We start from the raw sequence: 25,640 nt of genomic DNA on the forward strand, positions 1-25,640 counted from the left end.
TTGATCCATCCCTCCCATTTATTCAGAGCCTGTGGCTGGGAAGATCATCAGGCCACGCTGCTGGCCAGTTCATCCTGCGCCGAAGGGGTCGTCGCCAATATGGTCTGGTTGCGGCCCTGGCGCTTGGCTTGATACATGGCCATGTCGGCCCGGTGAATGAGCTGGCCCAGCCCCTCGTCGACCGGTGAGCGCCCGGCGACACCTATGCTGATGGTCATGCGGGGGTTGTCCAGCTGGGCAATCCGCTGGCGCAGCCGCTCGGCCAGATGCCAGCAATCCTCCGCCGGCAGCGGCACCGCCACCAGAAACTCCTCGCCTCCCCAGCGTCCCACCAGTTGCAGGTCGGGCGCCCAGGATCTCAGCTCCCGCGCCAGCCGCTGGATCGCCCTGTCCCCCGCCTGATGACCATGGCGGTCGTTGATCTGCTTGAAGTGATCTATGTCGATGATGAGCAGGGTGAGCGGACCCTCTTGCTGCCACTGGGTGGCCAGCCGTTCCAGCAGGGCGCGGCGGTTTGGCAGCTCGGTCAGCTGATCGAAGGTGGCGAGCTTGTAGAGGTGGCGTGAACTGCGGTGCAGCCTGTGGGTGGTGATCCCCAGCAGCAGCAGGGCACCGGCCAGCAGGCCGACCAGCACCAGCTGGTAGTTGCGGGCACTCTGTTGATGCAGCAACTGCTGACGCTTGCGCTCGTTCTCCAGTTGCAGTGCCCGGTTGCTGGCCTCGCTGCGGGCCAGATCCATCTCGGCCTGGAAGGCGGTGGCATGCTGGCTCAGGGTCTGGTTGAAGTGCTGCTTGTAGTCGCTCATGTAGTCGGTCAGCGCCTGATAGGCCTCGGGATAGCGGCCCTGATCGGCCAGCAGGCTGGCTTGCAGCGCCTTGCTGCTGACACTGACTTGCCCCTGGGAAGTCAGCAGCTGCAGCGCCAGCTGCTTCTCGCCGCGGCCTTGCAGCGCCCGGGCCCGGGTCTCCAGCAGACGCACCCCCGCCTCCGGGTAACCCAGTTGCTGATAGAGTGCCTGTGCCTCGTCCAGACTGCGCAGAGCACCCGCCCAGTCGCGCTCTGCATTGAACGCCATGGCCTGATAGCCGAGCATGATGGCGCGGTAATCCGGCGCCAGATCCGGGGTGGCCAGCAGGCCGTCGAGCAGTTGCCGGGCCTGGACGGGGCGATCCGTATCTATGTAGAGCCGCGCCATGTTGGCCCGGATGATGGTCTGGCTGTTGGGCTCGTCCAGTTTCACCATCAGCTGCAAGGCTTCCTGATAATAGGTTTCAGCTTCCTTGGCCAGGCTCAGGTCGGCATAGAGGTTGCCGAGTGTCATCAGCAGGCGGGCGCACTGCAGGCTGGAGATGGGGTTGTCCGGGGCGGATCGCTTGAGCTGGAAGGCGGTCTTGAGTTCGGCGATTGCCTCTTTCAACTGCTGGGTGCGATAGAGGGCGAGCCCGTTCAGGGCGTGCCACTCGGATTCCTGCATCGGGTGGTCGGCGACGGCTGGCCTGAGCTGGGCCAGCAGGGCGAGGGCTTGATCCGGCGCCTCCGTATCCAGGGTAAGGGCTATCTGCTGCAACCTGAAGTCGAGCAGGCGCTGGGTCTCCTGCTGGGCGCTGGCCAGCCCGCGTGCCCGGGCGTTGTCGAGCAGGGCTTGTGGATAGCGCCCCAGCGCGGCCTGGGCCAGGGCTCTGGCATGAAACAGCTCCATATCCTGCTGCGGGTGGGCATCGAGGCGCCGCAGATAGCCGACGGGATCGCGCGCCGCCTGCAATTCAGCCTCTTCCAGCAAGGAGGGAGCGGCCTGCAACTGGGTTATCCAGAGCAGTGCCAGTGCCATAATGAATCTCATTGAATCCTTTCCCCGACCACTGGCGCCATCATAATGGCTGAATCCACCTACACCATGTTTCTTTGCTTCTCTATAACCGTATGGGGGATAGGATGAGGTGAAAAGCTGTCACAACTGAGAGCTGGGGCCACCGTATCTGGTTGATTCGTGATGAAACAGTGGCGACAATCGTGACCAAATCACAGTGGAGAATCAGCATGTTGGCCAAAGCCATGATCGAGAAGTTGAACGAGCAGATTAATCTTGAATTCTATTCCTCCAATCTCTACCTGCAGATGAGCGCCTGGTGTGAGGACAAGGGCTTCGAAGGGGCGGCCAATTTCCTGCGCCAGCACGCGGTCGAGGAGCGCCAGCACATGGAGCGCCTGTTCACCTATGTGAGCGAGACCGGCGCCATGCCGATGCTGGGTGCCATAGATGCGCCTCCCCACGAGTTCAACTCTCTGGGTGACATCTTCCGCACCACCCTGGAGCACGAGTACCACATCACCAAGTGCATCAACGGTCTGGCCCATGTGGCCTTCACCACCCAGGACTACTCCACCTTCAACTTCCTGCAGTGGTACGTGGCCGAGCAGCATGAAGAGGAGAAGCTGTTCAAGAGCATAGTCGACCGTCTGTCGCTGGTGGGCGAGGATGGCAAGGGCCTCTACTTCATCGACAAGGAGCTGGCCGAGCTGGCCAAGGGCGCCCCCGCCAGCGTCATGGATGGCAACGCCTGATAGTCGTGGACACTTAGTGTTCAGCCAGTACAATAACGGCCCCTCGTATAGGGGCCGTTTTCTATTGCAGACGCCATAGAAACCGCTGTGGTGGCTTCTGCTGGATACAATGACGGTCTTTCGCATAAAGGGGCCGTTTTTCTTTGGATGAGTGAGTGATGATGAAGCAGGTTGATGTGGTGGTGATCGGGGCCGGTGCGGCCGGTTTGATGTGTGCCCAGCAGGCGGGCTATCGGGGCCGATCCGTGTTGTTGCTCGACAACGCCAAGAAGCCGGGCCGCAAGATCCTCATCAGCGGCGGCGGTCGTTGCAACTTCACCAACCATCAGACCGGGCCGCACGCCTTTCTCTCTGGCAATCCCCACTTCTGCAAGTCGGCGCTGGCGCGCTACACCCAGCAGGACTTCATCGATCTGGTGGACAGGCACGGGGTCAACTACCACGAGAAGACCCTGGGCCAGCTGTTCTGTGACGAGAGTGCGAAAGACATAGTCGACGTGCTGCTGACCGAGTGTGACTGGGCCGGCGTCACCCTGCAGTTCCAGACCGAGATCCTGAGCGTCAGCAAGACGGAAGAGGGCTTCGTGCTCGCGACCAGCCAGGGGGAGATCAGCTGCCACTCGCTGGTAGTGGCCACCGGCGGCCTCTCCATGCCCAAGCTTGGCGCCACCCCCTACGGCTTCAAGCTGGCGGAGCAGTTTGGCCTTGCTGTGCTGCCCACCCGCGCCGGTCTGGTGCCCTTCACCCTGCATCAGGCCGACAAGGAGGCCTTCGCCGGTCTGGCCGGGGTCAGCCTGCCGGTGGCCGTGACCGCCGAGGATGGCACCCGCTTCAAGGAGGCCATGCTGTTCACCCACCGCGGCCTCTCGGGCCCCGCCATACTGCAGATCTCTTCGTTTTGGCTGGCGGGGGAGAAGATCCATATCAACCTGCTGCCCGAGCTGGATATGCCGGCGGCCCTCAAGGCATGGGCGCAGGCCCATCCCGCCCAGGAGCTGAAAACCGTGCTGGGACGCGAGCTGCCCAAGCGTTTCGTCGACAAGCTGGTGGAGCTGGGTCAGCTCATCAACAAGCCCATGCGTCAGTACAACGAGCGGGAGCTGGAGGCCATCGCCACCCTGCTGGGAGATTGGCAGATCCTGCCGAACGGTACCGAAGGCTATCGCACCGCCGAGGTGACCCTGGGAGGGGTGGATACCAACGAGCTCTCCTCCAAGACCATGGAGGCGCGCAAGGTGGCCGGTCTCTACTTCATCGGCGAGGTGGTGGACGTGACCGGCTGGCTCGGCGGCTACAACTTCCAGTGGGCCTGGTCATCGGGCTGGGTGGCGGGGCAGTACTGCTGACCTACCCTGTTCTCATCACCTTCAGACGCGGCCGCTCAGGCCGCGTTTTTTATGGGGTGCATCCCTTGCGGGGTGATCCGCTATCCCTTTCTAAGAGTCGGCAAGAAAGCGGTCAGCAAGCCGATGAGCGGCAGGTAGGCACAGACCTGATATACGGTCTCTATGCTGGTGGCATCCGCCAGCTGACCCAGCAGAGCCGCCCCTATGCCTCCCATGCCGAAGGCGAAGCCGAAGAACAGGCCGGAGATGGTGCCGACCTTGCCGGGGACCAGCTCCTGGGCGTAGACCAGGATGGCGGAGAAGGCCGAGGCCAGGATCAGGCCTATGATGACCGAGAGTACCGAGGTCCAGAACAGGTCGACATGGGGCAGCAGCAGGGTGAAGGGGGCTACGCCGAGGATGGAGATCCAGATCACCCGCTTGCGGCCGATGCGGTCGCCGATCGGCCCGCCGAGCACAGTCCCCGCCGCGACGGCAAACAGGAAGGCGAACAGATAGAGCTGGGCGCTCTCCAGCGGCAGGCTGAACTTGTCCATCAGGTAGAAGGTGTAATAGCTGCTCAGGCTGGCCATGTAGAAGAACTTGGAGAACATCAGCAGGCCGAGGATGGCCAGGGACCAGCCGATCTGGCGGCGGCTCAGACCGTGGCCGAGGTGAGCCTTCATCCGTTTATGGAAGTTGGCGGCGTGGTGGCTGGACCAGCGCCCGACCAGGCTGAGCACTATGACGCCGACCAATGCGAACAGCGAGAACCAGGCCGCGCTGCCCTGACCCTGCGGCACTATGATCAGCGCGGCGAGCAGCGGCCCTATGGCCGACCCCAGGTTGCCGCCGATCTGGAACAGCGATTGCGCCAAGCCAGGCTGGTTGCCGGCCGCCATGCGGGCGACCCGGGAAGATTCCGGGTGGAACACAGACGAGCCTATGCCGATCAGCATGGCCGACAGCAGCACGGCGCCGAAGCTGGCCGCCTGCGACAACGACAGCAAGCCGATCATCGTAAAGCCCATGCCGAACGGCAATGAATAGGGCATGGGCCTGCGGTCGGTGTAGAGGCCGATCAGCGGCTGCAACAAGGAACCCGTGAACTGGTAGGTGAGGGTGATGAGGCCGATCTGGGCAAACGACAGGTTGAGGCCGAGCTTGAGCAGCGGATAGATGGCCAGCAGCACAGACTGCATCATGTCGTTCAACAGGTGCGAGAAGCTGATGGCGGCGATCACCGGATAGGTGGTGCGATTCAGGGCGTCGTGCACGGTAGAGGCGGCGAGTGGCTGATCGGTACTGAGGCTCTTTTCCATGAGGGCGGGTTCTGTGATCCTGGGTATGGCTTAACATGCCTGATCCCGGCGCGTCTGGACACCACAAAGTGGGGGGATCGGGGTTGCCGGTTATGGCGGTGAGAGGGTGGGGCGAACGGATCATAGATCGGCACTTGTGCTCGGCGGGCGGTGGATTAGTATAGAAACCTCGTCGTCGCATTATGCGGGTCGCCACCCGCCATGGAGGGATCATGTTTGAGAGCCTGGGAGTCATCAATTTCTGGACCTGCCTGAGCGGGCTCTTTTCCAAGTCCAGGGGGGCGCGCCATGTTTGAGAGCCTGGGAGTCATCAATGTCTGGACCTGCCTGAGCGGGCTCTTTTCCAAGTCCAGGGGGGCGCGCCATGTTTGAGAGCCTGGGTGTCATCAACGTCTGGACCTACCTGGTCGGGCTCTTCTTCATCATCATAGCGCCGGGACCCAACTCGATTTATGTGCTGCGCACCGGGGCGAGCCGCGGCGTCGGCCCCGGCTACAAGGCGGCCCTCGGGGTTTTCGTCGGCGATGCCATCCTGATCTTCTGCGCCTATCTGGGCATCGCCTCCCTCATCCGCACCACCCCCTTGCTGTTTACCCTGGTGCGCTACCTGGGGGCCCTCTACCTGCTCTATCTGGGGGTGAAGATCCTCCACGCCAACTTCATCGCCAGGCGGGAAGGGCAGGCGTCCGTGGTCGAGCACGGCGAGCGTTACTTCTCCAAGGCGCTGACCCTGAGCCTCACCAACCCCAAGGCGATCCTGTTCTACGTCTCCTTCTTCGTGCAGTTCGTCGACTTCAACTATGCCCACACCTGGGTCTCTTACCTGGTGCTGGCGAGCATGCTGGAGGCCATGAGCTTTGTCTATCTCACCCTGCTGATCTTCGGCGGCACCCTGATGGCCCGCTTCTTCGCGCGCAAGGTACGCCTCGCCAAACTCGGCAATGGCCTCATCGGCCTCTTCTTTATGGGATTCGCCGCCCGTCTGGCGACCCTTTCGTCCTGACCGGCCTGCGGGCCTGCCAAGCCATGGATGCCCGGTGCCGGGCGTCTAGTCCGGCCAGCAATCCTTGCCAACCCGTACAAAACGGGATTGATGCACGATCAGCTTCTGATTGCCGGACTGGCTGATCTTGGGATTACGATAGGTCTCGCCGGGCAGCAGATATTTGCTGTCTGCCATGCTGTCCGGCTGGTCACACCCTTGTTTCACCATGAACTCAAAGAAGCTGTTGCCGGTATTGGTGATGCTGCCTGCCGCCTGATCGAGACGATATTCGAACCGCTCCTGGCGGGGTCTCACCACCAGAATGGATTGCAGCGCTATGGTCATCTCGACCGAACTGCGCTTGCCTGCGTTATCGGGTATGTCGGCTTGCGCCACCGGAACCTCGGTGAAAACGACCCTGTAGTAGCGCTCCTGCCGATCGCCGGGCCCCTTGTAATAGAGTTTGACGTGCTGCCGCTGGTCCGGATGCAGCACAAACCGCTTGGGGGCAAACAGCAGTTCGCCAGGGGCCATGGGCAGAATGGCCTCGTCCGCTGTCGGACTGGTGATGCGATACGCCGCCAGCTCGTAGAGCTTGGGTGTACTGGCGTTGTTGGTGACGGTGCGGGAGATGAACTCTTCATCGTGTTCCATGATGGCGGTCATGGGGCCTATGTCGATGGCCCATGCCTGGGGGCCGGCAAGCAGCAGAGTCGTCAGCAGAGTCAAACTGCGCGCCAGGTTTTTCATCATTGTCCTGAGATCCATGTTGATTGCTAACGCCAGCTGCCCTTGATGGTCAGGGTACCGCTCTGGTGTACCTCACCCTCCCATGATTCCCCACTCACCGTTTTCTGTGCTCGTTGACCTGTTAAATCAAATTCCAAATTTAATAGGTAGGAGCGAGTGATACCTGAACTTCCATCTGGGTCTGTCCAGTGTATTTTCGGCTCGCTATCGCGGATGCTGAGCTCCCTGAGATTCACTGGTGTTTGGTCACATCCAATCGGGATTTTTGATCCTTTGGCTGGTGATACACGATTAAAATTCAAATAAGCTTCGATAGGGACTGCAACCCCGTTACTTACTATATCGGTTGGATAGAAAGTACAACTTCCTTGAAATGGTGTTCCCCTATCTTGGGCCAGAGTGACGTCCAATCTATCTGCAGATTCTGGTCCGCTCTCCACAATTTTATAAGGGAATGACAAAATATCCTTTCCTATCAGACCCTTACGGTAAGGAGTGGCAACCCCATCAGATGATAATATGGATACACTATATCTCCTGGGCTTTATATCAATTTGTAAAGAGCTATCTATGATGTAATCACCTAAATCTGGCTGTATTAAGTTTTTAATGAAGAACTCCATTGTCTCTGTGACTGGTCTGCCAAGATTTGTCTTTATATATTCCGAGAAATATTTTTTGGTGAAAAAAACAGATACGCTGCTGTTTCCTCTTAGATAAACCAAGTTAAGCCCTACTGGATTGTTAGTGCCCACAAATTTACTGCTATTGATATATAGAGCAGAGTCATAGGATTTAAGTTCAGGGTTGGGATACTTGCTTCTGACCCCTATTGCACCTTTGTTTTGTAACTGGCCACCATCAGCAAAGTGTTCCAGCCGATAGTCAAACATGTGGCATAAGACCCCATTGGAATCACGCCCCGGTGTGACATGTGAATAAGGCTTGCAATTCGTTGAGCCTGGCATGACGGTAGGGTTTCCTGCACTATCAACCATAATAATATCTGAGCCAGTGACCGGTATCATCTTTAAATGTGCATACTTTATATTGCTTGCACGACGGATGATCCAAGTGCCAGTTGACATGTCTTTGCAGCGTTGCCCCCGGCGCGCATCATAGGGTTCTGAAGTGACACACAGGTTCATCTCACGTATGAGTGCTGCTCCAATCGGCACGGTTTTCAGATAGTTTAAAAAGGAGGGGCTGATTCTTGCTGCCGTTTCTTGAACACTCAAGTTCATCAGGCCATAAAATCCTTGCTCATCGACTACTTGTGGGTGTTCAGGTGATTTACCGTCATTGGTGCAGTTGGGGGTTTTTATAGAGCAAGCCTGAGTAATATAGGGGTGTGAGATAGGGCCTGTTTCCCACATATCAAGATTGGACCCTGTCGGGTTTTGGATTCTCATATCCGGACTTGTCTTTGCCAGTGTAAATTGAGTGATGCCTTTTTGTTCAGTCCAAGCGTTAGCACCACCGAGTTGGTTCTCTGGATTAGATGTGAAGCTAAGTATGTACACATGATCATTTTTACTATTCTCTATGTACATGTAGCTTTGGTTGGATAATATTCCTGTATGAGGGGGGGGCAGCCCCCAGCTTTTATGCTGTGTCATCAGGAGTGATACCATTAAAAATGGCAGGTACATCTTCATATTGATCATATTCTCGTAGTTAAATAGGTTTTTAAACCGATACATGTGATGTCACCAAGCCAGGCCGCGCCGCTATGGGGGGTGAGATCCAGCTCAGCCTCACAGAATTCGTTGCCGTGTTTAAAGCTCAATACCGGATTGGCCTTGTCCACATCCAGTGAAAATTCACCTGTCTCATTGGTCACAGTGGTGCCGATGTGGTTGTCGATCCTGGCATTGGCGATCACGCTGCCATCTTCGGCACGTATGATGCCAAAGACGGTGACCATCTCCTTGACCGAGCGGGTGGCATCCAGTTTGGCCACGTTGCCGGGGAACAGGGTGTAGCGCTGCTTGCCGGTGTTGATGTCATAGCTGTCCTTGGTCGTCTTGCTGTTGAGCAGTTCCACTTCGTACTCCTGAAAGGGGGAGAGGGCGACAAAGGTCTTGCTGCCTTCGAGCGAGTACTCCTGGCCATTGATCCTGGCGAGCATCTTGCCCTCCTTGCCGATGCCGGTATCGATCAGCAAGCCGGAACCGGAGCGGTTCTGGCTGGAGGCCAGGATCTCATCTCCTGTGGTGATGACAGCACCGCGTGCAATCAGGTTGCCGTTCACATCGCCACCCTGACTGCGACCCAGGGTCAGGGTGCCGCCCGTCATGCTGTTTTCAAAACCCAGGCTGCCGGAGAGGGTCGGGTTTCTGTTCTTGGCATCGTTGACGACTTTAGAACCGTTGAGTGTCGCCGTGTTGATGAAACCCTCCATGCGTTTCTGATAGCTGAGGTTGGCCGTGGTCTGGCCCTCTTCGTTGCTGCTCATACCCAGGCTGAACAGGTTGTCGAACGGGATCGAGTAGTCCAGGGTCAGACTCTTGTTGTTGAACCCGCTCAGGGTCGCGCTGCTGCTCTGCAAGCTGGTACGCAGCGACAACTGGCCATAGCGACCGGAATAGAGGCTCTGGTAATAGTCGATATAGCTGCGATCGCTCCCCTGCTCACGGTCGTGCGTGGTGTTGAACGAGAGACCCCCAAGCTTGTCATGCCAGCCGCCCAGGTTGATGCTGATGCCGGCGGTATAAAGATCAAGGGCGGCCGTGGTCAGCTTGTTGCCCGTGTCGAGTTTCTCCTGACTGAGCCAAAGCGAGACGTTGTCATGGACCTGTGCCGTCACGCCGGACGAGATCCGCCAGGATGCGTCCGAGGCCAGCATGCCCTGCAGCTGGGTACTGACTCTGTCGGTCAGCTGCCAGCTGGCCTGGCTCTCGCTGACCAGGGCATCCTTGAAGCCATAGCCGGTCAGGGTCAGGTTGGTGGTCTCGAAGGTACGTGCCAGCGACAATCCCAGCAGGGGGGAGTGGGCACCATCCTGACTGGCCTCCATCAGGCCGCCCCAGGATTGCCAGCCCCACTCCTGATCGAAGCCCAGGCTGTTGTTGAGTTTGGTGACGCGCTGATTGCTGGATTCCGTCAGGCGGCCATCGATATGGATCTCGACCGTGACGCTGTAGGAGCCGTGGGGAAAGCGGCTGGTATCGATGCGGTGGTTGCCGATCGAGAAATTCTGCAGGCCGATCAGCTTGCCATCCCGATAGACCTGAACCTCACCCGCCGAGGGCATGAAGACCTGGATCGGGGTGGTGGATTCACTCTCGTTGACGGTACGTGAGAGTGCCTGATTGCCGTAAGAGAGCCCGTAGATCCGGCCTGCGTTCAAGGCGGATACGCCCCCCAGGGTCTGGAGATCCCAGGTCGACACCATGCCGGTCGCAAAACGACGATCTTCTATATCCCGCTCATACATGGCGCGATAGAGGGAGCCGTTCTGGTTCGTTTCCCCCAGGTTGTAGAGAGAACCATCAAGGTCCAGATGGTGTTCACTGTACCCCACCAGACTGTTCAGCTGGGCGAAGTTGGTGCTGGTGCTGCCCGCCTGACGACTGTTGGCAAAGGAGTAGCCCAGGTTGTAGCGATTGACGCTGGTCAACGCCTCAACGGAAGACGTCAGGCTGGTCTTGGCCACACTGGCACGCTTTTCGCCAAAGGCGGCCTTGGTGACCTGTATGGTCAGCAGCATGGCGATCAGATCCAGCTGCAGGGTGGCGCTGCCGTTGATGACCAGCCGTCCGTCGCTGGAGAAGGTGCGCAGCTGATCCTGTTGCAGCAGGTCCACCAGCTCCTGGCGCAGGGCCACATCGCTCTGGCCCTGGTTGAAGTCCAGGTTGAGCAGGTGCAGCGCGCCATCCCGCAGGATCAGCGTGGCGTTGCCAACGGACTCTTCGGTGGTGGTGTCGAGTGCTAGCGCCTGATCCTGATACTGCAGCCTGACCGGTACGGCAATGCCCTCTGCCAGTGCACTGGCAAAGCTGGCAGGAATGATGATATTGGCGATTTTGAGTGGCGCTGAGGCGCTGGCCGAGGCTGACATCATGATCAGCAATGAGACTGGCAACAGGCAGGCTTTTTTCAACATATCACGCACCATGGTTCCAAATCTCGGCAAAAAAACACCGCCATTCGACCGGGTGGTAGAGGCAGTAACAGAACAACAGCATTATTTGACGACGACGAATTCTTGACCCAGCCAGAGGCCGACATGGCTCTTCGGATCCCGGAGATCAACCTGGCGGAATTGGCGTTGCTTGCCCGGCAGGTCGTAATAGGTTTCCTTGCATTGCTCTTTGCTCTGTTTCAGGCAAGTGCCATACGCCACAGTGCGGTATGAGGCATTTCCTTTATTGGTCAGGGTGTCGCCTTGCAGAAGGTAATCGAACTTCTGCTGGCGCGGAGTGACCACCAGGATGGTGCCTATCTGGGCTGAGGTGGTGGCGACCGCCTGACGGCGTTCGTTGCGCTGGTCGTCCATCGACAGGGCGGTATCCAGCCAGCGGATGCGGTAGTAACGCTCCTTGCCATCCTGCGGGCCCTTGTAAAAGAAGCGCACGTTGTTCTTGGCATTGGCAGGGAGCATCAGCCGGCTCGGCGACAGCATGAGTTCACCGTCTACCTCCATCGGCATCTCCTGTCCGCCCTCTTCCGGGGAGGAGATGCGTGTCACTGTGACAGTGACCAGTCTGGCCTGATCGCTGGCGTTCTCGATCTCTTTGGCGACTTCCTGGCTGCCCGCATCAATAAAGGTGGTCACCGAGCCGACGTTGATCGCCTGGCTTATTCCGGGAATAAACAGCATCCATATCCCCAGTATTTTCAGGTTCATATGATCTCCTGTGAATACAAAGGGCCCCGCAGGGCCCCGAATACTATGCGTTGAGGCAATCAGGCCCAGCTGGCCACGAACTCGACGTTGACTTCGCCATTCCACTGACCGTCTGGCAGGGCATCAAAAGTGACCGCTTTGCCGTCGGCAGTGGCGCTTTCGATGTGAAAGTTGAAGGAGCCCTGTGCCGTGGCGCGTTTGGTGTCGACCATGAAACCCTTTGCTACGGGGGAGAGACTGCCGCCGTTAATGCCAGCTGCCGTATCGATCAGGGTGGTGTAGGCCGAGGTGCCGACCGGTGCGCCGCCCCAGTACACGCCCACCTCGACGGTGGATTTACCACCCAGATGGTTCAGGGTACCGTTCAGCTTCTTGGCTTTCAGGGTGAAGGAAGTCGCGCTTGCATCCCCCTTGATGGCGACATCGAACAGGCCGTCGACGGTGTTGAAAGCTTTGATCCCTTCGGCGTACTGGAAGGAGAGGCTGGAGAGCGGGGTGACAACCAGATCAGAGGTGGTGTCTTTCTTGGCGGTCGCCTTCCACTTGGCGGTTGCGGAGGCGTCCATGGCAGCATTAGCCGCAGCAGTAAAGCCAAAACCTACAACTGTCAGCGCAATCAGCGATTTTTTAATTGATTTCATTGATGTTTCCTACCGAATTCCCTAATGGGTGGTATTGAGTCACCCGTTTGATTCACTGCACCCGAGGTGCATTCGTTCTTCATCCCCGGGGCATATTCGACCTGGGGTATTGCCAGGCCCCGCAACATAATGTTCCGTTACCCTGCTCATCTTTTCGCCGACCAAGATAACCGCCAGACCTGCTTGGATCGATCTAATGATGTGTAGGAAATGTCCTAAAAGGTAGTTGTTATGTGCAACTTCAGATGCATGTATATCCCGGCGAATAGATCATTAATGATTTAAAGTTATAGTTTTGATTTTTATGAACTTTAGTGCTTTTTCATCAAGATGAATCGGGCGTCGGGTGAGCTGTCATGAATGATGTTTGAGTAGGCGATGCGCTACAAATGAACCATAAGATTCAAAAGAATATATGAACATATAACTGATTGATAAATAGATATAAAACAAACCATGTCAAATGGTGTTTAGGTTGTTTTATCAGCGATTCACTTTAATTATGTAACATATTATTAATGTCGAGGTGCAGTATGGTACAGATACTGTTTTTGCAGTTAGTATACGCTTAATAAAATGGATCAACGGTAGGTAGGCATATGGCAAGGGTATTGATAGTCGATGATCATCCCGCAATAAGAATGGCAGTGAATATGCTGCTTAAACAGGATGGGCATCATATCCTGGCAGAGGTTGACAATGGTGTTGATGCTATCTCTTCGGCTAGAATACATCAGCCTGATATTGTAATTCTCGATATTGGCATTCCCAGGCTGGATGGTATTGAAGTTATCAAAAGACTGAAGGACATGGCTGCCAATATCAAGGTTGTCATTTTATCTGCACAATCAACTCATCATGTCATGGTGCGTTGCCTGCAGGCTGGCGCGGATGGGTTCATGTCCAAACTGGATGAACTGTCGTTATTGAAAAGTGCGATCGTAAAAATAGAGAAAGGTCAGCTTTATTTTCCAAGAGATATTATCGCAGGTGCCAGAAACGCTCACCCGGTAGACAAGGACGATTTGTTGTCAGCACTCTCGGATCGTGAAATGAGTGTGCTGCTGCAGATATGTCAGGGTCAAATAAATAAGCAGATAGCGGAAAGCATGCTGCTCAGTGAGAAGACGGTCAGTACCTACAAGACTCGCCTGATGCAAAAACTCAATGTAACCAACATGGTTGACTTGATTAGCCTGGCCAAGCGGCAAAAATTGATGTGAGCAAGATGAAATTACTCCTGATCTTGCTCGTCGGCCTCAGTTCGTTTCTTGCTTCTGCCAATGAGCTGGAGGATAGCCTGCTGCATGTCTATGCACGGGATGACAACGAGTATTTTGGTAAGCAAATACTTCCATTACATAACGATGACTTGGCATGGTTATATAATAAGAAGCAATTGATTTTAGGTGTACCAGAGCCAGATAATCCACCTATGGATATAACCATCAGGTCTGGTAATTATGAAGGGGTAACCGCTGATATTATTGGTCTTCTAAGCAAGATATTAGGTGTTGATTTTTTAGTGAAGAAGTTACCTTCTCGATCTGCGGCAGTCGATGCACTTAAAAGAGGAGAAATAGACTTATTGAGTACATCAAATATTTATGAGAAGGAGCAGGGGTTATTACTGACAGATAAGTATATTGATGATGAACCTGCGATATATAAAAACATAAATATTAAAGATAAGAACATACAGGTAGTGGCGGTTCCTGAATATTATCTACCTGCCGTTGACATAATGCGCTATCTACCTGATGTGAAAATCAAAGTGTATCCATCAAAATATAGTGCTGTATCAGCGGTTTCCTATGGTGACGCTGATGCTGTCATGATGGACCTGGTATCCGGTAACTTTTTAATAAATAACTATTATCAAGATACAATTCGCTTGTCGAAATTAATGTATTCAGACACTCAGGGGTTTGCATTTTCATTAAATAAAAGCAATCACCAGCTGAAAAAGATAATTGATATAGCTTTGCATGAGATTTTAGAGAAAAAACGGGATGAGATAGCCAAGCGTTGGAGTGGTGGTGGGCTTTCAATTAGTGCAGATAAAATCAGATTAACCAGTAGTGAATGGTCTTTTTTGAGTGAGCGACGAAAGTTAAAGATAGCTGTTAGCAGTGGTTTGCCTCCCCTTAGTTTCCTTGATGTAAATGGTACTTTGCATGGGGTGACAGCAGACCTTTTACAAGTTGTAAGGGTGAAGCTGGGGGTTGATATTGAGGTTATTCCCGTCGAAACACCTCAACGTTTGACGCAGTTGCTGGAAAAAGGAAGGGTTGATGCTGCCATCATGGCCATCTCAGAGGAAGGTCGCCAACGTTACCGATTTAGCCGCGCCTTTATAATGGACCCTCTAGTGTATGCGGTCCATTTGAAGCAGAAAGATGCAACGCCGAGCGATTTACTTAAGGCTGATTCTGTGGCTGTGGTTAGGGATGCAGCCTTGCTGCAAGCGATCTCGAATGTATATGGAAAGCTGAATATAAAGTTATTTGATAAATCAGAGGATGCTCTGAGATGCGTTGCTATTGAGACTTGCAGTGTCGCAGTTCTTCCATTAAGAGTTGCCAAATATTTAATCAATAGCAAGTTTCCTGACCGTTTGACTATTAGAGGTGAATTATTTAATTCAATTCCCATTTCTGCAGCACTGGCAGTGCCTCGGGGTCAAACTGATCTGCTTAATATATTGGACAAGGTGATCGCAACCATACCGCCAGATGAGCTGGAAGGGCTTTCCAACCGCTGGCGAGTTAATGTTCGGCAAGAGGCTATTTCTTGGCGTGAGTTCATGGACGAGTTTGGCATCTTTATTTCGCTGATCCTGCTGTTGATCATCTGGGTCAGCCTATGGGGCCTATCTCTGCGTAAACAGATGCGCGAACGTCGGGTTGCCGAAGTGGCGCTGAGTGCCCAGCTCAAGTTCATTGAAGATCTGGTGGACGGCACGCCCCATCCCATCTACGCCAGAGACCAGGATGGGCGGCTTATCCTCTGCAACAGCAGCTATGCGGCCTTCTTTGGTGAACCGAAAGCCGGCTTGCTGGGCGCAGGCCTGGCCGCTGATGGTGAGCGTTGGCCCTTTCTCGCCCCCCTGTTTGCCGATCTTGCCGCTGCCCGCGAGGAGCGACAGGCGCAGGAGGGGGATCATCGTCTGGTCATGGTGAACGGGGCTGTGGATGTCTATCACTGGGTCCAGCCCTATTACGATCTGGATGGCAAGGTGCAGGGGGGCATTGGCGGCTGGATCGATGTGAGCGAGCGCCTGCGCCTGCTGGATGATCTGGCGGTGGTCAGCCAGGAGGCGCAAGAGGCCAATCGCGCCAAATCGACGTTTCTGGCCACCATGAGCCACGAAATTCGTACCCCCATGAATGCCATCATTGGCCTGCTGGAGCTGACTCTGCGGCGAGATCGTCTGCATGAGGAGGATAAAGCCTCGCTCTCCATCGCCCATGGCTCGGCGACGGATCTGCTGACCCTGATCGGCGATATCCTGGATATCTCCAAGATAGAGTCGGGGCGGCTCGAGCTGGTCCCCGAACCTCATGACATAGCGGCCTTGACCGAGTCTGTCGTCACAGTGTTCAACGCCCTGGCCAGACAGAAGAATCTGCAACTGGAACTGGTTATCGGAGCGACCCATTGGGTGCAGGTAGACGGCCTCTGTTACAAACAGATCCTGTCCAACCTGATCAGCAATGCCATCAAATACACTGAGCTGGGTTCGGTACGGGTCGAGCTGCAGCTATGGAGCAGTGACGGCTGGTGTACCTTGCAACTGGTGGTCAGGGATACCGGAATAGGGATAGCCCCGGCGGAACTGGCGAGGCTGTTTCAGCCCTTCAGCCAGGCCAGCCAACCCGAGCACATCCAGCAATCCGGTACGGGCCTCGGCCTGATGATCTCTCGCTCCCTCTGCGAGTCAATGGGGGGATCCCTGGTGCTGGAGAGCGAGTTGGGTCGTGGCACCCGGGTGTGTGTCGAGATGAAACTGCCCCTTGCCACGGCCGTGGAGAAACCCCTGCCAGGCGAACTCGACTCAGTGATGGCGCGCGGGGATAGGCTGCGAGTGATGATAGTGGATGATCACCCCACCAATCGGCTGCTTATCAGTCAGCAACTGGCCTATCTGGGGCATGAGGCCATGGCGGCCGAGTCGGGTGAGCAGGCGCTGGCGCTCTTCGCCGAATACCCCTTCGATGTCGTCATCACCGACTTCAACATGCCCGGCATGAACGGGTTCGAGCTGACCCGGCAGTGCCGTGCGCGGGAACACCTCAATGGCAGGCACCGTTGTGTGATCCTGGGTCTGACGGCCGATGCGCGTCAGGAGCAGGTGAACGAGGGTCATGCGGCTGGCATGGATGATTGTCTGTTCAAGCCGGTAGGGCTGGAGGCGCTCGATCATTGCCTGCGTCGGCATATGCAGCGTGAGGAGCAAGCCGATGTCGCCGCTTGCATGCAGGAGATCAGGCAGTGTCTCGGGCCGCTGACCGGCCATCAGCCAGCCCTGATGTTGCCCCTGCTGGCCGAATTTGTTCGTGCCAGTGACGACGACCTGCAGGCGTTGCAACAGGCGGCGACTGCCGGGGAGCTGGCCCGCTTTCTGGATTATGTTCATCGTCTGAAAGGCGGAGCCAGGATCATGGGGGCCATGCAGCTGGTTGCCACCTGCAGCGAGATAGAGTCCGGGGAACTGAACGCACAAACCCTGCCCATGGAGTTGCAGCGCCTGCAACGTGTCTATCACATTGCCAGGCTGGCCATAGTGCGGTTGCAGAGCGCAGAACCAGGATGAGAATGAAGGCATGGTGACATGCCTTCATGACTGCTCAACCGTGCCAATACACCATCAACTCATAGGCGGCCTCACCTGTCTGGTGGGGCCGGCTCGAAGGGGCTTGATAGCTGAGGTAATAGCGGGTGGCTTGTGCCAGGGTCAGAGGATGTGTGGAGGGGATCCGTTGACCATTGAGCGTGAGACTGATGGGAGTGCCGGCCTGTTGTGTCAGGGTGCCATACAGTTTGCGGGCTTGCAGTTGATAGGTGGTATTGAAATCCGGGCTGCTGATATTGGCAGCCAGGGTGTGAATGGGATACTGCGTCTGGTTTGAATTGACGGGTTGGAGGCCGGGATGGGTGAGCGCTATTTCCATCCTGGTATCTTTACTGGCGGTGGCTGGCCAATTGAGTTGACGGGTCAGGGTGTCGGCCTGGGCGGTTGCACCGCAGCACCCAAGCAGTAACGCCACCAGCATTCCTTTCTGAGACATATGGTCATCTCCTGGATCTAGAGGTTACCCCGTTGTCGGGGTCATCCGTTTATCGACTCACCTGCCAGAAAGCTTAGTTTGACGCTCGTGATTCGGAATGAGCTGACACGGAATACGGGGTATGATCCCGCGCCTTGGTGCATATCTTCTTCATTGATACGGGATCCCTGTCTTGCTCGAAAATCAGATGATGTTGTTGGCGGTATTCGAACGGGCGGCGTTGATGCTGATGACCCTGTTCTTCCTGACCCGCACCAGGCCGTTCCAGCGGCTGTTCCAGAAGCGGGATCACACCCCGGCCGAGCTGGTGCTGGTCGCCTCCATCTTCGGCCTGTTCGCCGTGTTCAGTACCTACACCGGCATTCCGGTGGAAGGGGCGCTGATCAACGTGCGGATCATCGCCATCATCTCGGGCGGCATACTGTTCGGCCCCTGGGTTGGCATCCCGGCCGGGGTCATCTCGGGCCTGCACCGTTACCTCATCGACATGGATGGCCACACCTCGATCCCCTGTCTCATCGCCAGCATCATCGCCGGTCTGCTCGCCACCTGGTTGCACCTGTGCTGCCGCAAGTCGCGACTCTGGCTCTACGGCATACTGGCGGGCATGTTGTGCGAGGGGCTGACCATGTTGCTGATCTGGCTGCTGACCGAACCCCATGAGGTGGGGGTGGAGATCGTCAGCCACATCGCCTATCCGATGATCGCCGGCGCGCTCTGCATCGGGCTCATCATCAAGCTGGTGCAGGATCTGGATGACGAGAAGGAGCTGATTGCCGCCAAGCAGGCCAAGCTGGCGCTCGATATCGCCAACAAGACGCTGCCCTTCTTCCAGAAGGTCGATCGCCACTCCCTCGGCCAGGTGTGCGGCGTCATCTGCAACGAGATCCATGCCGATGCGGTGGCCATCACAGATACCCGTGACGTGCTGGCCTACGTGGGGGTAGGCAAGGATTACTACGAGCTGGACGAACACCATGCCATCAGCGGCATGACCCAGCAGGCCGTGCTGCTGGACCAGATCATCATCAACAACGATCTGCGCCAGTATCATCTGTCAGATTTTCACTCTGTCATCATCATTCCGCTGCGGGAGAACGGCGCCGTCAGCGGCACTCTCAAGATTTATTACCGCCGCACCCACAGCATTACCAGCTCGCTGCGGGAGATGGCGGTGGGCCTCTCCCAGCTCATCTCCACCCAGATGGAGGTGTCGCGCATCGAGCAGTTGAAGGAAATGACTCGCAAGGCGGAGTTCACCGCTCTGCAGAGCAAGATCAACCCGCACTTCCTGTTCAATGCCCTCAACGCCATCTCATCCCTGATCCGCATTCGTCCCCAGCAGGCACGCCAGCTCATTGCCAATCTGGCGGACTACCTGCGCTACAACCTCAACAAGGGGGATGAGCTGATCGACATTCAGGAGGAGCTGCAGCAGGTGCGCGACTACGTGGCCATCGAGCAGGCCCGCTTTGGCGACAAGCTGGAGGTGGTGTTCGAAGTGGACGACGTCCACATCCAGGTGCCGAGCCTGCTGTTGCAGCCGCTGGTGGAAAACGCCATCCTGCACGGCATCCAGCCCCGCAGCGCACCGGGCCGGGTCACTATCGAGGTGAAGCAGCTGGCGGGCGGTATCCGGGTGGCGGTACGCGACACCGGCTATGGCATCAGTCAGGCGGTGATCGACGGCGTGGCCGCCGGTCGGGTGGAGAGCCGCAGCATAGGCCTGATGAACGTTCATCAGCGGGTCAAGCTGCTGTACGGTGACGGCCTGCAGCTCAAGCGGCTGGAACCGGGTACCGAAGTCTGTTTCTATCTGCCGGATCAGGAGGCCATGCCATGCTGAGAGACATCACTGTAGAGGACGAGCCTCTGACTCGAGAGGTGCTGGCCTGCTCTTCTTCCCAGCTAGGGGCAACGCAATGCTGAAAGCCATTATTGTCGAAGATGAATATCTGGCCCGTGAGGAACTCATCTATCTGGTGAGCCAGCACAGCCAGATCGAGATAGTGGCGAGCTTCGAGGACGGGCTCGAGGCCTTCAAATACCTGCAGGATCACGAGGTGGACGTGGTGTTTCTGGATATCCAGATCCCCTCCATCGATGGCCTGCTGCTGGCCAAGAACCTGCACAAGTCGAGCCATCCACCCCACATCGTCTTCGTCACCGCCTACAAGGAGTTTGCGGTGGAGGCGTTCGAGCTGGAGGCGTTCGACTATATCCTCAAGCCCTACAACGAGCCGCGCATCATCAATCTGCTGCAAAAACTCGAGCACGCGGGCAAGTCGCAGCCAGCCGGCACGGGGGAGGCGAGCGGCGACGTGATCAGCCCGCAGAATCGCACCGTCAATCTGGTGAAGGGGGAGCGCATCATAGTCACCCCCTGCGAGCAGATCTATTACGCGGAAGCGGACGAGAAGCTGACCTATGTCTATACCCGCACCGATCGCTACGTGATGACCATGACCATCAGCGAGTTTGTCAGCCGGCTGCCGGCGGAGGGCTTCTTCCGCTGCCATCGCTCCTACTGCGTCAACATCAACAAGATCCGCGAGATAGTGCCCTGGTTCAACAGCACCTATCTCATCCGGCTCCATGACCTGCCGTTCGAGGTGCCGGTCAGCCGCAGCAACATCAAGGCGTTCCGTCAGCTGATGCGGCTCTGATTGTCATTCATTCCCGCCGATATGCATTTCATGCCTTAATCGGTCGGCGCGAGCTGCGTCTTGCCTATAGTGGCCTCAATTTCCTTAAGGCCATCGACCGAGACGCATCATGACCAAAGAGATGAATCGCACCCGCTATCTGACCCTGATAGGTACCATCATCACCCAGTTTGCATTGGGTTCCGTCTACACCTGGAGCCTGTTCAACGCCCAGCTCTCCGACAAGCTGGACGAGCCGGTCAGTCAGGTGGCGTTTGCCTTCGGTCTGCTCAGCCTGTCGCTGGCGGTGGCCTCTTCCATGGCGGGCAAGCTGCAGGAGCGGTTCGGGGTGCGCAACGTCACCCTGGGGGCCGGCGTGCTGCTCGGCATCGGCTTCTTCCTCACCGCCCACGCCAGCAACCTGGCCATGCTCTACCTCTGCGCGGGGATACTGGTGGGTTTCGCCGACGGGACCGGTTACCTGATGACCCTCTCCAACTGCGTGAAGTGGTTCCCGGAGCGCAAGGGGCTCATCTCCGCCTGCTCCATCGGCGCCTATGGTCTCGGCAGCCTCGGCTTCAAGTACATCAACCTGCTGCTGCTCTCCAACAACGGTCTGGAAGCGACCTTCCAGCTGTGGGGGCTGATCGCCATGTCCATGGTGCTGGTGGGCGGCATGCTGATGAAGGATGCGCCCAAGCAGGCCGCCTCAGTGCAGCAGACCGAAAGCCGTGACTTCACCCTGGCCGAGGCGATGCGCAAGCCGCAGTACTGGATGCTGGCGCTGATGTTTCTCACCGCCTGCATGAGCGGCCTCTACGTCATCGGCGTGGCCAAGGACATAGGCGAGAACATGGTGGGTCTGTCGACTGCGGTTGCCGCCAATGCGGTCGCCATCATCGCCATGGCCAACCTGGGTGGTCGGCTGGTGCTGGGCATACTGTCTGACAAGATGTCCCGCATCCGGGTCATCACCATAGCCCAGCTGATCACCTTGTGTGGCATGGCGCTGCTGCTGTTCGTGCCGCTCAATGCCAACCTCTTCTTCGTGGCGGTGGCCTGCGTGGCCTTCAGCTTCGGTGGCACCATCACCGTCTACCCCTCGTTGGTGAGCGACTTCTTCGGTCTCAACAACCTGACCAAGAACTACGGCGTCATCTATCTGGGCTTCGGTCTCGGCAGCATCATAGGCTCCATAGTGGCCTCCCTGTTCGGCGGCTTCATGGCGACCTTCAACCTGATCCTGGTGCTGATGGTGGTGGCCCTGGTGCTCTCTCTCACCATACGTCTGCCGGCTCCCAAGCCGCTCTGCACCGATTGAGGGTTCGCCTCGCTCGATGACGACATGAAACCTGAGCCCGATGGGCTCAGGTTTTTCTTTCATCAAAAGACGTATAGATGGCTAAATATCTATACTCTTGTGCCGCCCTTTCCTATAATCCCCCCGCTTTGGCGCATCATGCTTAATAGGGAATCCGGTGAAAATCCGGAGCTGGCGCGCAGCGGTAAGGGGGAACGAAGCGACATCAGGGCACTGCCGTCAGGTGGGAAGCCGTCGCCGTAGGCCATCAGCCCCCCAGCCCGAAGACCTGCCAAAGTTCGTATTTCGGGCCGAGAGAAACCGGCCGCGAAGTAGATGCTTACGCGAACTTAAGGATCTCTCATGTCCAAGAAATTATTGGTGGCTGCCCTGTTGCCAACGGCGGCCTTCGCCCAGACGACCATCCCCGTCAATCCTACCCTGGTGATCACCGCCAACCGGGTGGAACAACCCATCAGCACAGTTCTGGCACCCGTTGTGGTGATCGATCGCGCCGAGATCGAATCCCGTCAGGTGCAGAGCCTGCCAGCGCTGTTGAAGACGCTGCCGGGTGTGCAGATCACCACGCTGGGTGGGCGAGGGCACATGAGCAGCCTGTTCATCCGCGGTACCAACTCCAACCATTCGCTGGTGCTGATGAACGGGCGCCCCATCGCCGCCATGGTGGCCGGCACGCCAGACCTCAGCCAGATCCCGCTGGGCAATATCGAGCGCATCGAGTACATCCGGGGCCCACGCGCGGCCGTCTATGGCGCGGATGCCATCGGCGGTGTCATCAACCTCATCACCAAGACCTCCGCCAAGAATGGCAGCGAGACCCACCTGAAGGGGGGCGTGGGCAGCAATGGTTACGGCCAGGGCCAGGTGCGTACCGTGCAGGCCCTGGGTCAACAGACCGACATGAATATGATGATCGGCTACGAGCGCACCGATGGTTTCGATGTGGTGGCCAATGCCCAGCAGCCGGATCGGGATGGCTTCGACAGTCTGAACGGCCAGATCGGGCTGAACCATGCCTTCAATGATGCCTGGAGTGCGGACTTCAACGCTCAGGGTTATGACAATCAGACCGAGATGGATGATGCCTATCAGTCGGCCGATCAGAGTCGGGTACAGGCCTTCCAGTATGATGGCGGTCTCAAGTTCCAGAGCGAGACGCTGACCAGCCGGCTGGAGGCCAGTTATGGCGAGAACAAGCTGAAGAGCTGGTGGGAGAGCAAGGGAGAATCCAGCGCCCAGCCGATCCACACCGGCCTGACCCGTTTCTCCTGGATCAACAGCTGGAGTGGCGTCGAGGGGCTCAACCTGACCGGTGGTGCCGACTGGCAGCAGGAGCAGTTGAAATCCGACTCGCGCAGCTCTGGTCAGGCGTTCAATGCCCCCGATCGCGACAACACGGGTCTGTTTGCGGTGGGCAGCTATCGCTGGCAGGCCCTGCTCTGGGAGCTTTCGGGTCGTACCGATGACAACGAGCAGTATGGCCGTCACAACACCTGGTCCGCCGCCAGCGGGCTGGACATAGATGACAACCACAATGTGCGGTTGAGTTATGGCACCGGCTTCAAGGCGCCGACCTTCCTCGACCTTTACTATCCCGGTTATGAGAATCCGGATCTGAAACCGGAAGAGAGCAAGAACCTGGAGCTGGGCTTCACCGGCCGTTATACCGGTTGGGACTGGTCGCTGAACCTGTATCGCAATCAGATCCAGAACCTGATCGCCTGCCAGAGTGCCTTCTCCACCTGCAAGCCGGACAACACGGATGCCGAGATCCGCGGTGTGGAAGTGGCGTTGGGTCTGGAAACCGGACCGCTCCATCATGATCTGAGCTTCGATTACACCAAGACCGAAGACAAGAACGATGGTGACCAGCAACTGCTGCGTCGTGCCAAGCAGAAGGCCAGCTGGCTGACCCAGGTACAGCTGGGCCCGGTCGATCTCTCAACCGAACTGCTGTATGTGGGCAAGCGGGATGACAAGAACTTCAGCAGCTTCCCGGCTGAGCGGGTAGAGCTGGGTTCCTACACCCTGATCAATCTGGGGGCCAGCTACGGGGTGACGCCTCAGTTCACGCTGGGTGGCCGCATCGACAACCTGTTTGATCGCGACTATGCCCCGGCCTATGGCTATGCGTCGGCAGGGACCGAGTTCAAGCTGACGGCGGACTACCGCCTCTGATCGCCAGTGCTGCTATATATAGAAGAGAAAAAGCGAGGCCCTGCCATGTGCAGGGCCTTTTCTATTGGCGGTCGGCGGGAGTATGATCGCCGTCTTGCACCAAAGGGGGAGGTCAGGTGGCCAATATTCTAGTGTTCGACTCCGGCATGGGTGGCTTGACCATCTATCGCGAGATCCGCCGTGCGCTGCCGGCACACAGCTACTTCTATTGTTTCGACAACGCCAATTTCCCCTATGGTGAACTGAGTGAGGCGGCCCTCATTGCGGCCTGTACCCGACTGGTCAGCCATATGGTGGCCGAGCATGCCATCGATCTGGTGGTGATTGCCTGCAACACGGCCAGCACCATAGCCCTGCCATCCTTGCGTGACGCCCTGGCCATACCGGTAGTCGGCGTGGTTCCCGCCATCAAGCCCGCGGCCGCCCTGACCCGCAATGGTTGCATCGGCTTGCTGGCAACCCCGGGTACCGTCAGTCGTGAATATACTCACGAACTCATTGCCCAGTTTGCGCCGGGCAAGCGGGTGTTGCTCAAGGGCGCGACCGAGCTGGTCATCGAGGCCGAGCACAAGCTGGCGGGACGACCGGTAAACATGGCGTTGCTGCAGGAGGTATTGGCGGACTGGATGGAAGGAGAGGAAAGGCCGGATACCCTGGTGCTGGGCTGCACCCATTTCCCGTTGTTCAATGACGAGATCCGGCAACTGATGCCAGGATGTCAGCTGGTGGATTCAGGGGACGCGGTGGCAAGACGGGTGGCACATCTATTGACGACTATCGCTGAGCCGGCTTCTCAGACCGCGGTGCAGGCCAGGGCCTATTGCACCCGACTGGATGCAGAAGCCCAAAAACTGACAGCCCCCTTGCAAGCTTGGGGGCTGTCATCACTCGAAGAGGTTCGGTACTAGTTCGTTACCGCCAAGGGATCAGGCGTCGACCTCGCTCCCTTCCCTCTCATCTTTATCCCGCTTGTCGTTGGCTTCGCGTACCTTGAGGGTGCGCTGCTGATACTCCTTGTCATTGAGCGCTGTGATTGCCTTGGCTGCATCGGCGGCGGGCATCTCCACAAAACCAAATCCTCTGCGCTTGCCGGTGGCCTTGTCCTTCATCAAGCGGACCGAGATCACCTGGCCTTGTTCTGCAAATAGCTCGCGTACGGCAATCTCGTTGGCGCGATAGGGCAGGTTGCCTACATATAAGGTGCAAGTCTCTTGGCCGGAGACCAGCTCGGCCGTGGCGGCAGGTGTCCGCTTAAGGAGCAGCGGCACGATGAAACCACCAATGGCCAGACCCACAGCAAAAATCACTTCGGCTTTCAAAGAAAACTGCAGAGCCTGGGCAACCAGATAACCAACCAGCGCCAATACCAGGGCAAGGATGGCCGCCTGCACATAAACGGGAAACTTGGATAAATTCATCTTTAAAGACCTTTTGTAAATGAAAGCAAAAAAGGTGCAACACTCTATTCACCTCCATGGTAACCAGCTTTCCAGCCGGGCGCTACCATGGACCACTTGGGACACATTATCCGTTCCAGTATGGCATCCCTTAATGGGGGAAGACCCACTTAAATGATGATAAAACAGGACTGAAATCATCGGCTTGTGGATAACACTGTATATATACACTGAGTAAGCTGTTTCTAATTGGATATTTTGAAGTTTCCGTGACTTTCTTCAAAAAAAGCCTTGTCATCGCGACGCGGCTCCCTATAATGCGCCCCTACCAGCACGGCGGAACACGCCAATCTGATGAGCCAGCTTCCTT

At 57.0% G+C, this 25,640-nt stretch carries 19 protein-coding genes and 1 riboswitch; of the genes, 10 read left to right on the forward strand and 9 right to left on the reverse strand.

The features are described 5' to 3' along the window. Positions 1 to 47 precede the first annotated feature (47 nt). On the reverse strand, positions 48 to 1,829 hold the full coding sequence (locus AACQ95_RS02035; protein WP_339357745.1) for a diguanylate cyclase domain-containing protein: 1,782 nt from the start codon (positions 1,827 to 1,829) through the stop codon (positions 48 to 50). A 209-nt stretch (positions 1,830 to 2,038) separates the two neighbouring features. On the opposite strand from AACQ95_RS02035, the gene ftnA reads away from it, so the two are divergent. After that, the gene (gene ftnA / locus AACQ95_RS02040; protein ID WP_043140307.1) at positions 2,039 to 2,563 is read left to right on the forward strand and encodes a non-heme ferritin; all 525 of its coding nucleotides are present in this window, start codon (positions 2,039 to 2,041) and stop codon (positions 2,561 to 2,563) included. A 161-nt stretch (positions 2,564 to 2,724) separates the two neighbouring features. Then, positions 2,725 to 3,909: an NAD(P)/FAD-dependent oxidoreductase gene (locus tag AACQ95_RS02045; RefSeq protein ID WP_241280463.1), complete on the forward strand. Its 1,185-nt coding sequence runs from the start codon at positions 2,725 to 2,727 to the stop codon at positions 3,907 to 3,909. Between the two features lie 80 nt (positions 3,910 to 3,989). Here AACQ95_RS02045 and AACQ95_RS02050 read toward each other — a convergent pair whose 3' ends face one another. Further along, positions 3,990 to 5,210 (reverse strand): MFS transporter, encoded by a 1,221-nt coding sequence (locus tag AACQ95_RS02050; protein WP_241280451.1) that lies wholly within the window; start codon positions 5,208 to 5,210, stop codon positions 3,990 to 3,992. Between the two features lie 364 nt (positions 5,211 to 5,574). Here AACQ95_RS02050 and leuE point away from each other — a divergent pair, with 364 nt between their 5' ends. Beyond that, complete coding sequence (gene leuE / locus AACQ95_RS02055) at positions 5,575 to 6,213, forward strand: leucine efflux protein LeuE (RefSeq protein WP_098981134.1); 639 nt, start codon at positions 5,575 to 5,577, stop codon at positions 6,211 to 6,213. Positions 6,214 to 6,258: 45 nt separating this feature from the next. On the opposite strand, the gene AACQ95_RS02060 is transcribed toward leuE, so the two are convergent. The 5 genes from AACQ95_RS02060 to ecpA all read right to left on the reverse strand — a co-directional run bounded on the left by AACQ95_RS02060 (position 6,259) and on the right by ecpA (position 12,429). Next, the gene (locus AACQ95_RS02060; protein ID WP_241280464.1) at positions 6,259 to 6,945 is read right to left on the reverse strand and encodes a fimbria/pilus periplasmic chaperone; all 687 of its coding nucleotides are present in this window, start codon (positions 6,943 to 6,945) and stop codon (positions 6,259 to 6,261) included. 26 nt (positions 6,946 to 6,971) lie between these two features. Next, positions 6,972 to 8,648 carry a hypothetical protein gene (locus AACQ95_RS02065; RefSeq protein ID WP_241280452.1) on the reverse strand — a complete coding sequence of 559 codons (1,677 nt, stop codon included), beginning with the start codon at positions 8,646 to 8,648 and terminating at the stop codon, positions 6,972 to 6,974. Beyond that, a complete protein-coding gene (locus AACQ95_RS02070; RefSeq protein WP_241280453.1) occupies positions 8,609 to 11,053 on the reverse strand; it encodes a fimbrial biogenesis outer membrane usher protein in 2,445 nt (814 codons plus the stop codon). The genes AACQ95_RS02065 and AACQ95_RS02070 overlap by 40 nt, the downstream gene beginning before the upstream one ends. An 81-nt stretch (positions 11,054 to 11,134) precedes the next feature. Then, entirely contained in the window at positions 11,135 to 11,797 is a 663-nt protein-coding gene (locus AACQ95_RS02075) for an EcpB family pilus assembly chaperone (RefSeq protein WP_241280454.1), read from the reverse strand. Between the two features lie 59 nt (positions 11,798 to 11,856). Continuing rightward, positions 11,857 to 12,429: a common pilus major fimbrillin subunit EcpA gene (gene ecpA, locus AACQ95_RS02080; RefSeq protein WP_241280465.1), complete on the reverse strand. Its 573-nt coding sequence runs from the start codon at positions 12,427 to 12,429 to the stop codon at positions 11,857 to 11,859. Between the two features lie 608 nt (positions 12,430 to 13,037). On the opposite strand from ecpA, the gene AACQ95_RS02085 reads away from it, so the two are divergent. Beyond that, positions 13,038 to 13,661, forward strand: a complete 624-nt coding sequence (locus AACQ95_RS02085; protein ID WP_241280455.1) for a response regulator transcription factor — start codon at positions 13,038 to 13,040, stop codon at positions 13,659 to 13,661. A gap of 5 nt (positions 13,662 to 13,666) precedes the next feature. Then, the gene (locus AACQ95_RS02090; protein WP_241280456.1) at positions 13,667 to 17,254 is read left to right on the forward strand and encodes a transporter substrate-binding domain-containing protein; all 3,588 of its coding nucleotides are present in this window, start codon (positions 13,667 to 13,669) and stop codon (positions 17,252 to 17,254) included. Between the two features lie 34 nt (positions 17,255 to 17,288). Here AACQ95_RS02090 and AACQ95_RS02095 read toward each other — a convergent pair whose 3' ends face one another. Beyond that, on the reverse strand, positions 17,289 to 17,729 hold the full coding sequence (locus tag AACQ95_RS02095; RefSeq protein WP_241280457.1) for a hypothetical protein: 441 nt from the start codon (positions 17,727 to 17,729) through the stop codon (positions 17,289 to 17,291). 172 nt (positions 17,730 to 17,901) lie between these two features. Here AACQ95_RS02095 and AACQ95_RS02100 point away from each other — a divergent pair, with 172 nt between their 5' ends. From AACQ95_RS02100 to murI, 5 genes are all read left to right on the forward strand, one after another. After that, positions 17,902 to 19,575, forward strand: coding sequence for a sensor histidine kinase (locus AACQ95_RS02100; RefSeq protein ID WP_241280458.1), 1,674 nt, complete (start codon positions 17,902 to 17,904; stop codon positions 19,573 to 19,575). Positions 19,576 to 19,651: 76 nt separating this feature from the next. Then, a complete protein-coding gene (locus AACQ95_RS02105; RefSeq protein WP_043557383.1) occupies positions 19,652 to 20,395 on the forward strand; it encodes a LytR/AlgR family response regulator transcription factor in 744 nt (247 codons plus the stop codon). Between the two features lie 109 nt (positions 20,396 to 20,504). Continuing rightward, positions 20,505 to 21,695 (forward strand): L-lactate MFS transporter, encoded by a 1,191-nt coding sequence (locus tag AACQ95_RS02110; RefSeq protein ID WP_043557384.1) that lies wholly within the window; start codon positions 20,505 to 20,507, stop codon positions 21,693 to 21,695. Between the two features lie 112 nt (positions 21,696 to 21,807). Beyond that, a riboswitch (cobalamin riboswitch) is annotated at positions 21,808 to 21,985 on the forward strand. Positions 21,986 to 22,037: 52 nt separating this feature from the next. Continuing rightward, positions 22,038 to 23,873 carry a TonB-dependent receptor domain-containing protein gene (locus AACQ95_RS02115; RefSeq protein WP_043557385.1) on the forward strand — a complete coding sequence of 612 codons (1,836 nt, stop codon included), beginning with the start codon at positions 22,038 to 22,040 and terminating at the stop codon, positions 23,871 to 23,873. Between the two features lie 116 nt (positions 23,874 to 23,989). Then, positions 23,990 to 24,781, forward strand: a complete 792-nt coding sequence (gene murI, locus AACQ95_RS02120; RefSeq protein ID WP_241280459.1) for a glutamate racemase — start codon at positions 23,990 to 23,992, stop codon at positions 24,779 to 24,781. An 18-nt stretch (positions 24,782 to 24,799) separates the two neighbouring features. On the opposite strand, the gene AACQ95_RS02125 is transcribed toward murI, so the two are convergent. Continuing rightward, positions 24,800 to 25,291, reverse strand: a complete 492-nt coding sequence (locus AACQ95_RS02125; protein WP_042036224.1) for an RNA recognition motif domain-containing protein — start codon at positions 25,289 to 25,291, stop codon at positions 24,800 to 24,802. Between the last annotated feature and the right edge of the window lie 349 nt (positions 25,292 to 25,640).

The organism is Aeromonas sp. MR19 (assembly GCF_963899305.1).
In the GTDB taxonomy this organism is placed as follows: domain Bacteria; phylum Pseudomonadota; class Gammaproteobacteria; order Enterobacterales; family Aeromonadaceae; genus Aeromonas; species Aeromonas bestiarum.

What these genes read in the sequence shown, in the direction of transcription:
- AACQ95_RS02035 (WP_339357745.1), bottom strand. Translation starts at nt 1,829, where the DNA reads ATGGCACTGGCACTGCTCTGGATAACCCAGTTGCAGGCCGCTCCCTCC.
- ftnA (WP_043140307.1), top strand. Translation starts at nt 2,039, where the DNA reads ATGTTGGCCAAAGCCATGATCGAGAAGTTGAACGAGCAGATTAATCTT.
- AACQ95_RS02045 (WP_241280463.1), top strand. Translation starts at nt 2,725, where the DNA reads ATGAAGCAGGTTGATGTGGTGGTGATCGGGGCCGGTGCGGCCGGTTTG.
- AACQ95_RS02050 (WP_241280451.1), bottom strand. Translation starts at nt 5,210, where the DNA reads ATGGAAAAGAGCCTCAGTACCGATCAGCCACTCGCCGCCTCTACCGTG.
- leuE (WP_098981134.1), top strand. Translation starts at nt 5,575, where the DNA reads ATGTTTGAGAGCCTGGGTGTCATCAACGTCTGGACCTACCTGGTCGGG.
- AACQ95_RS02060 (WP_241280464.1), bottom strand. Translation starts at nt 6,945, where the DNA reads ATGAAAAACCTGGCGCGCAGTTTGACTCTGCTGACGACTCTGCTGCTT.
- AACQ95_RS02065 (WP_241280452.1), bottom strand. Translation starts at nt 8,648, where the DNA reads ATGTATCGGTTTAAAAACCTATTTAACTACGAGAATATGATCAATATG.
- AACQ95_RS02070 (WP_241280453.1), bottom strand. Translation starts at nt 11,053, where the DNA reads ATGTTGAAAAAAGCCTGCCTGTTGCCAGTCTCATTGCTGATCATGATG.
- AACQ95_RS02075 (WP_241280454.1), bottom strand. Translation starts at nt 11,797, where the DNA reads ATGAACCTGAAAATACTGGGGATATGGATGCTGTTTATTCCCGGAATA.
- AACQ95_RS02085 (WP_241280455.1), top strand. Translation starts at nt 13,038, where the DNA reads ATGGCAAGGGTATTGATAGTCGATGATCATCCCGCAATAAGAATGGCA.
- AACQ95_RS02090 (WP_241280456.1), top strand. Translation starts at nt 13,667, where the DNA reads ATGAAATTACTCCTGATCTTGCTCGTCGGCCTCAGTTCGTTTCTTGCT.
- AACQ95_RS02095 (WP_241280457.1), bottom strand. Translation starts at nt 17,729, where the DNA reads ATGTCTCAGAAAGGAATGCTGGTGGCGTTACTGCTTGGGTGCTGCGGT.
- AACQ95_RS02105 (WP_043557383.1), top strand. Translation starts at nt 19,652, where the DNA reads ATGCTGAAAGCCATTATTGTCGAAGATGAATATCTGGCCCGTGAGGAA.
- AACQ95_RS02110 (WP_043557384.1), top strand. Translation starts at nt 20,505, where the DNA reads ATGACCAAAGAGATGAATCGCACCCGCTATCTGACCCTGATAGGTACC.
- AACQ95_RS02115 (WP_043557385.1), top strand. Translation starts at nt 22,038, where the DNA reads ATGTCCAAGAAATTATTGGTGGCTGCCCTGTTGCCAACGGCGGCCTTC.
- AACQ95_RS02125 (WP_042036224.1), bottom strand. Translation starts at nt 25,291, where the DNA reads ATGAATTTATCCAAGTTTCCCGTTTATGTGCAGGCGGCCATCCTTGCC.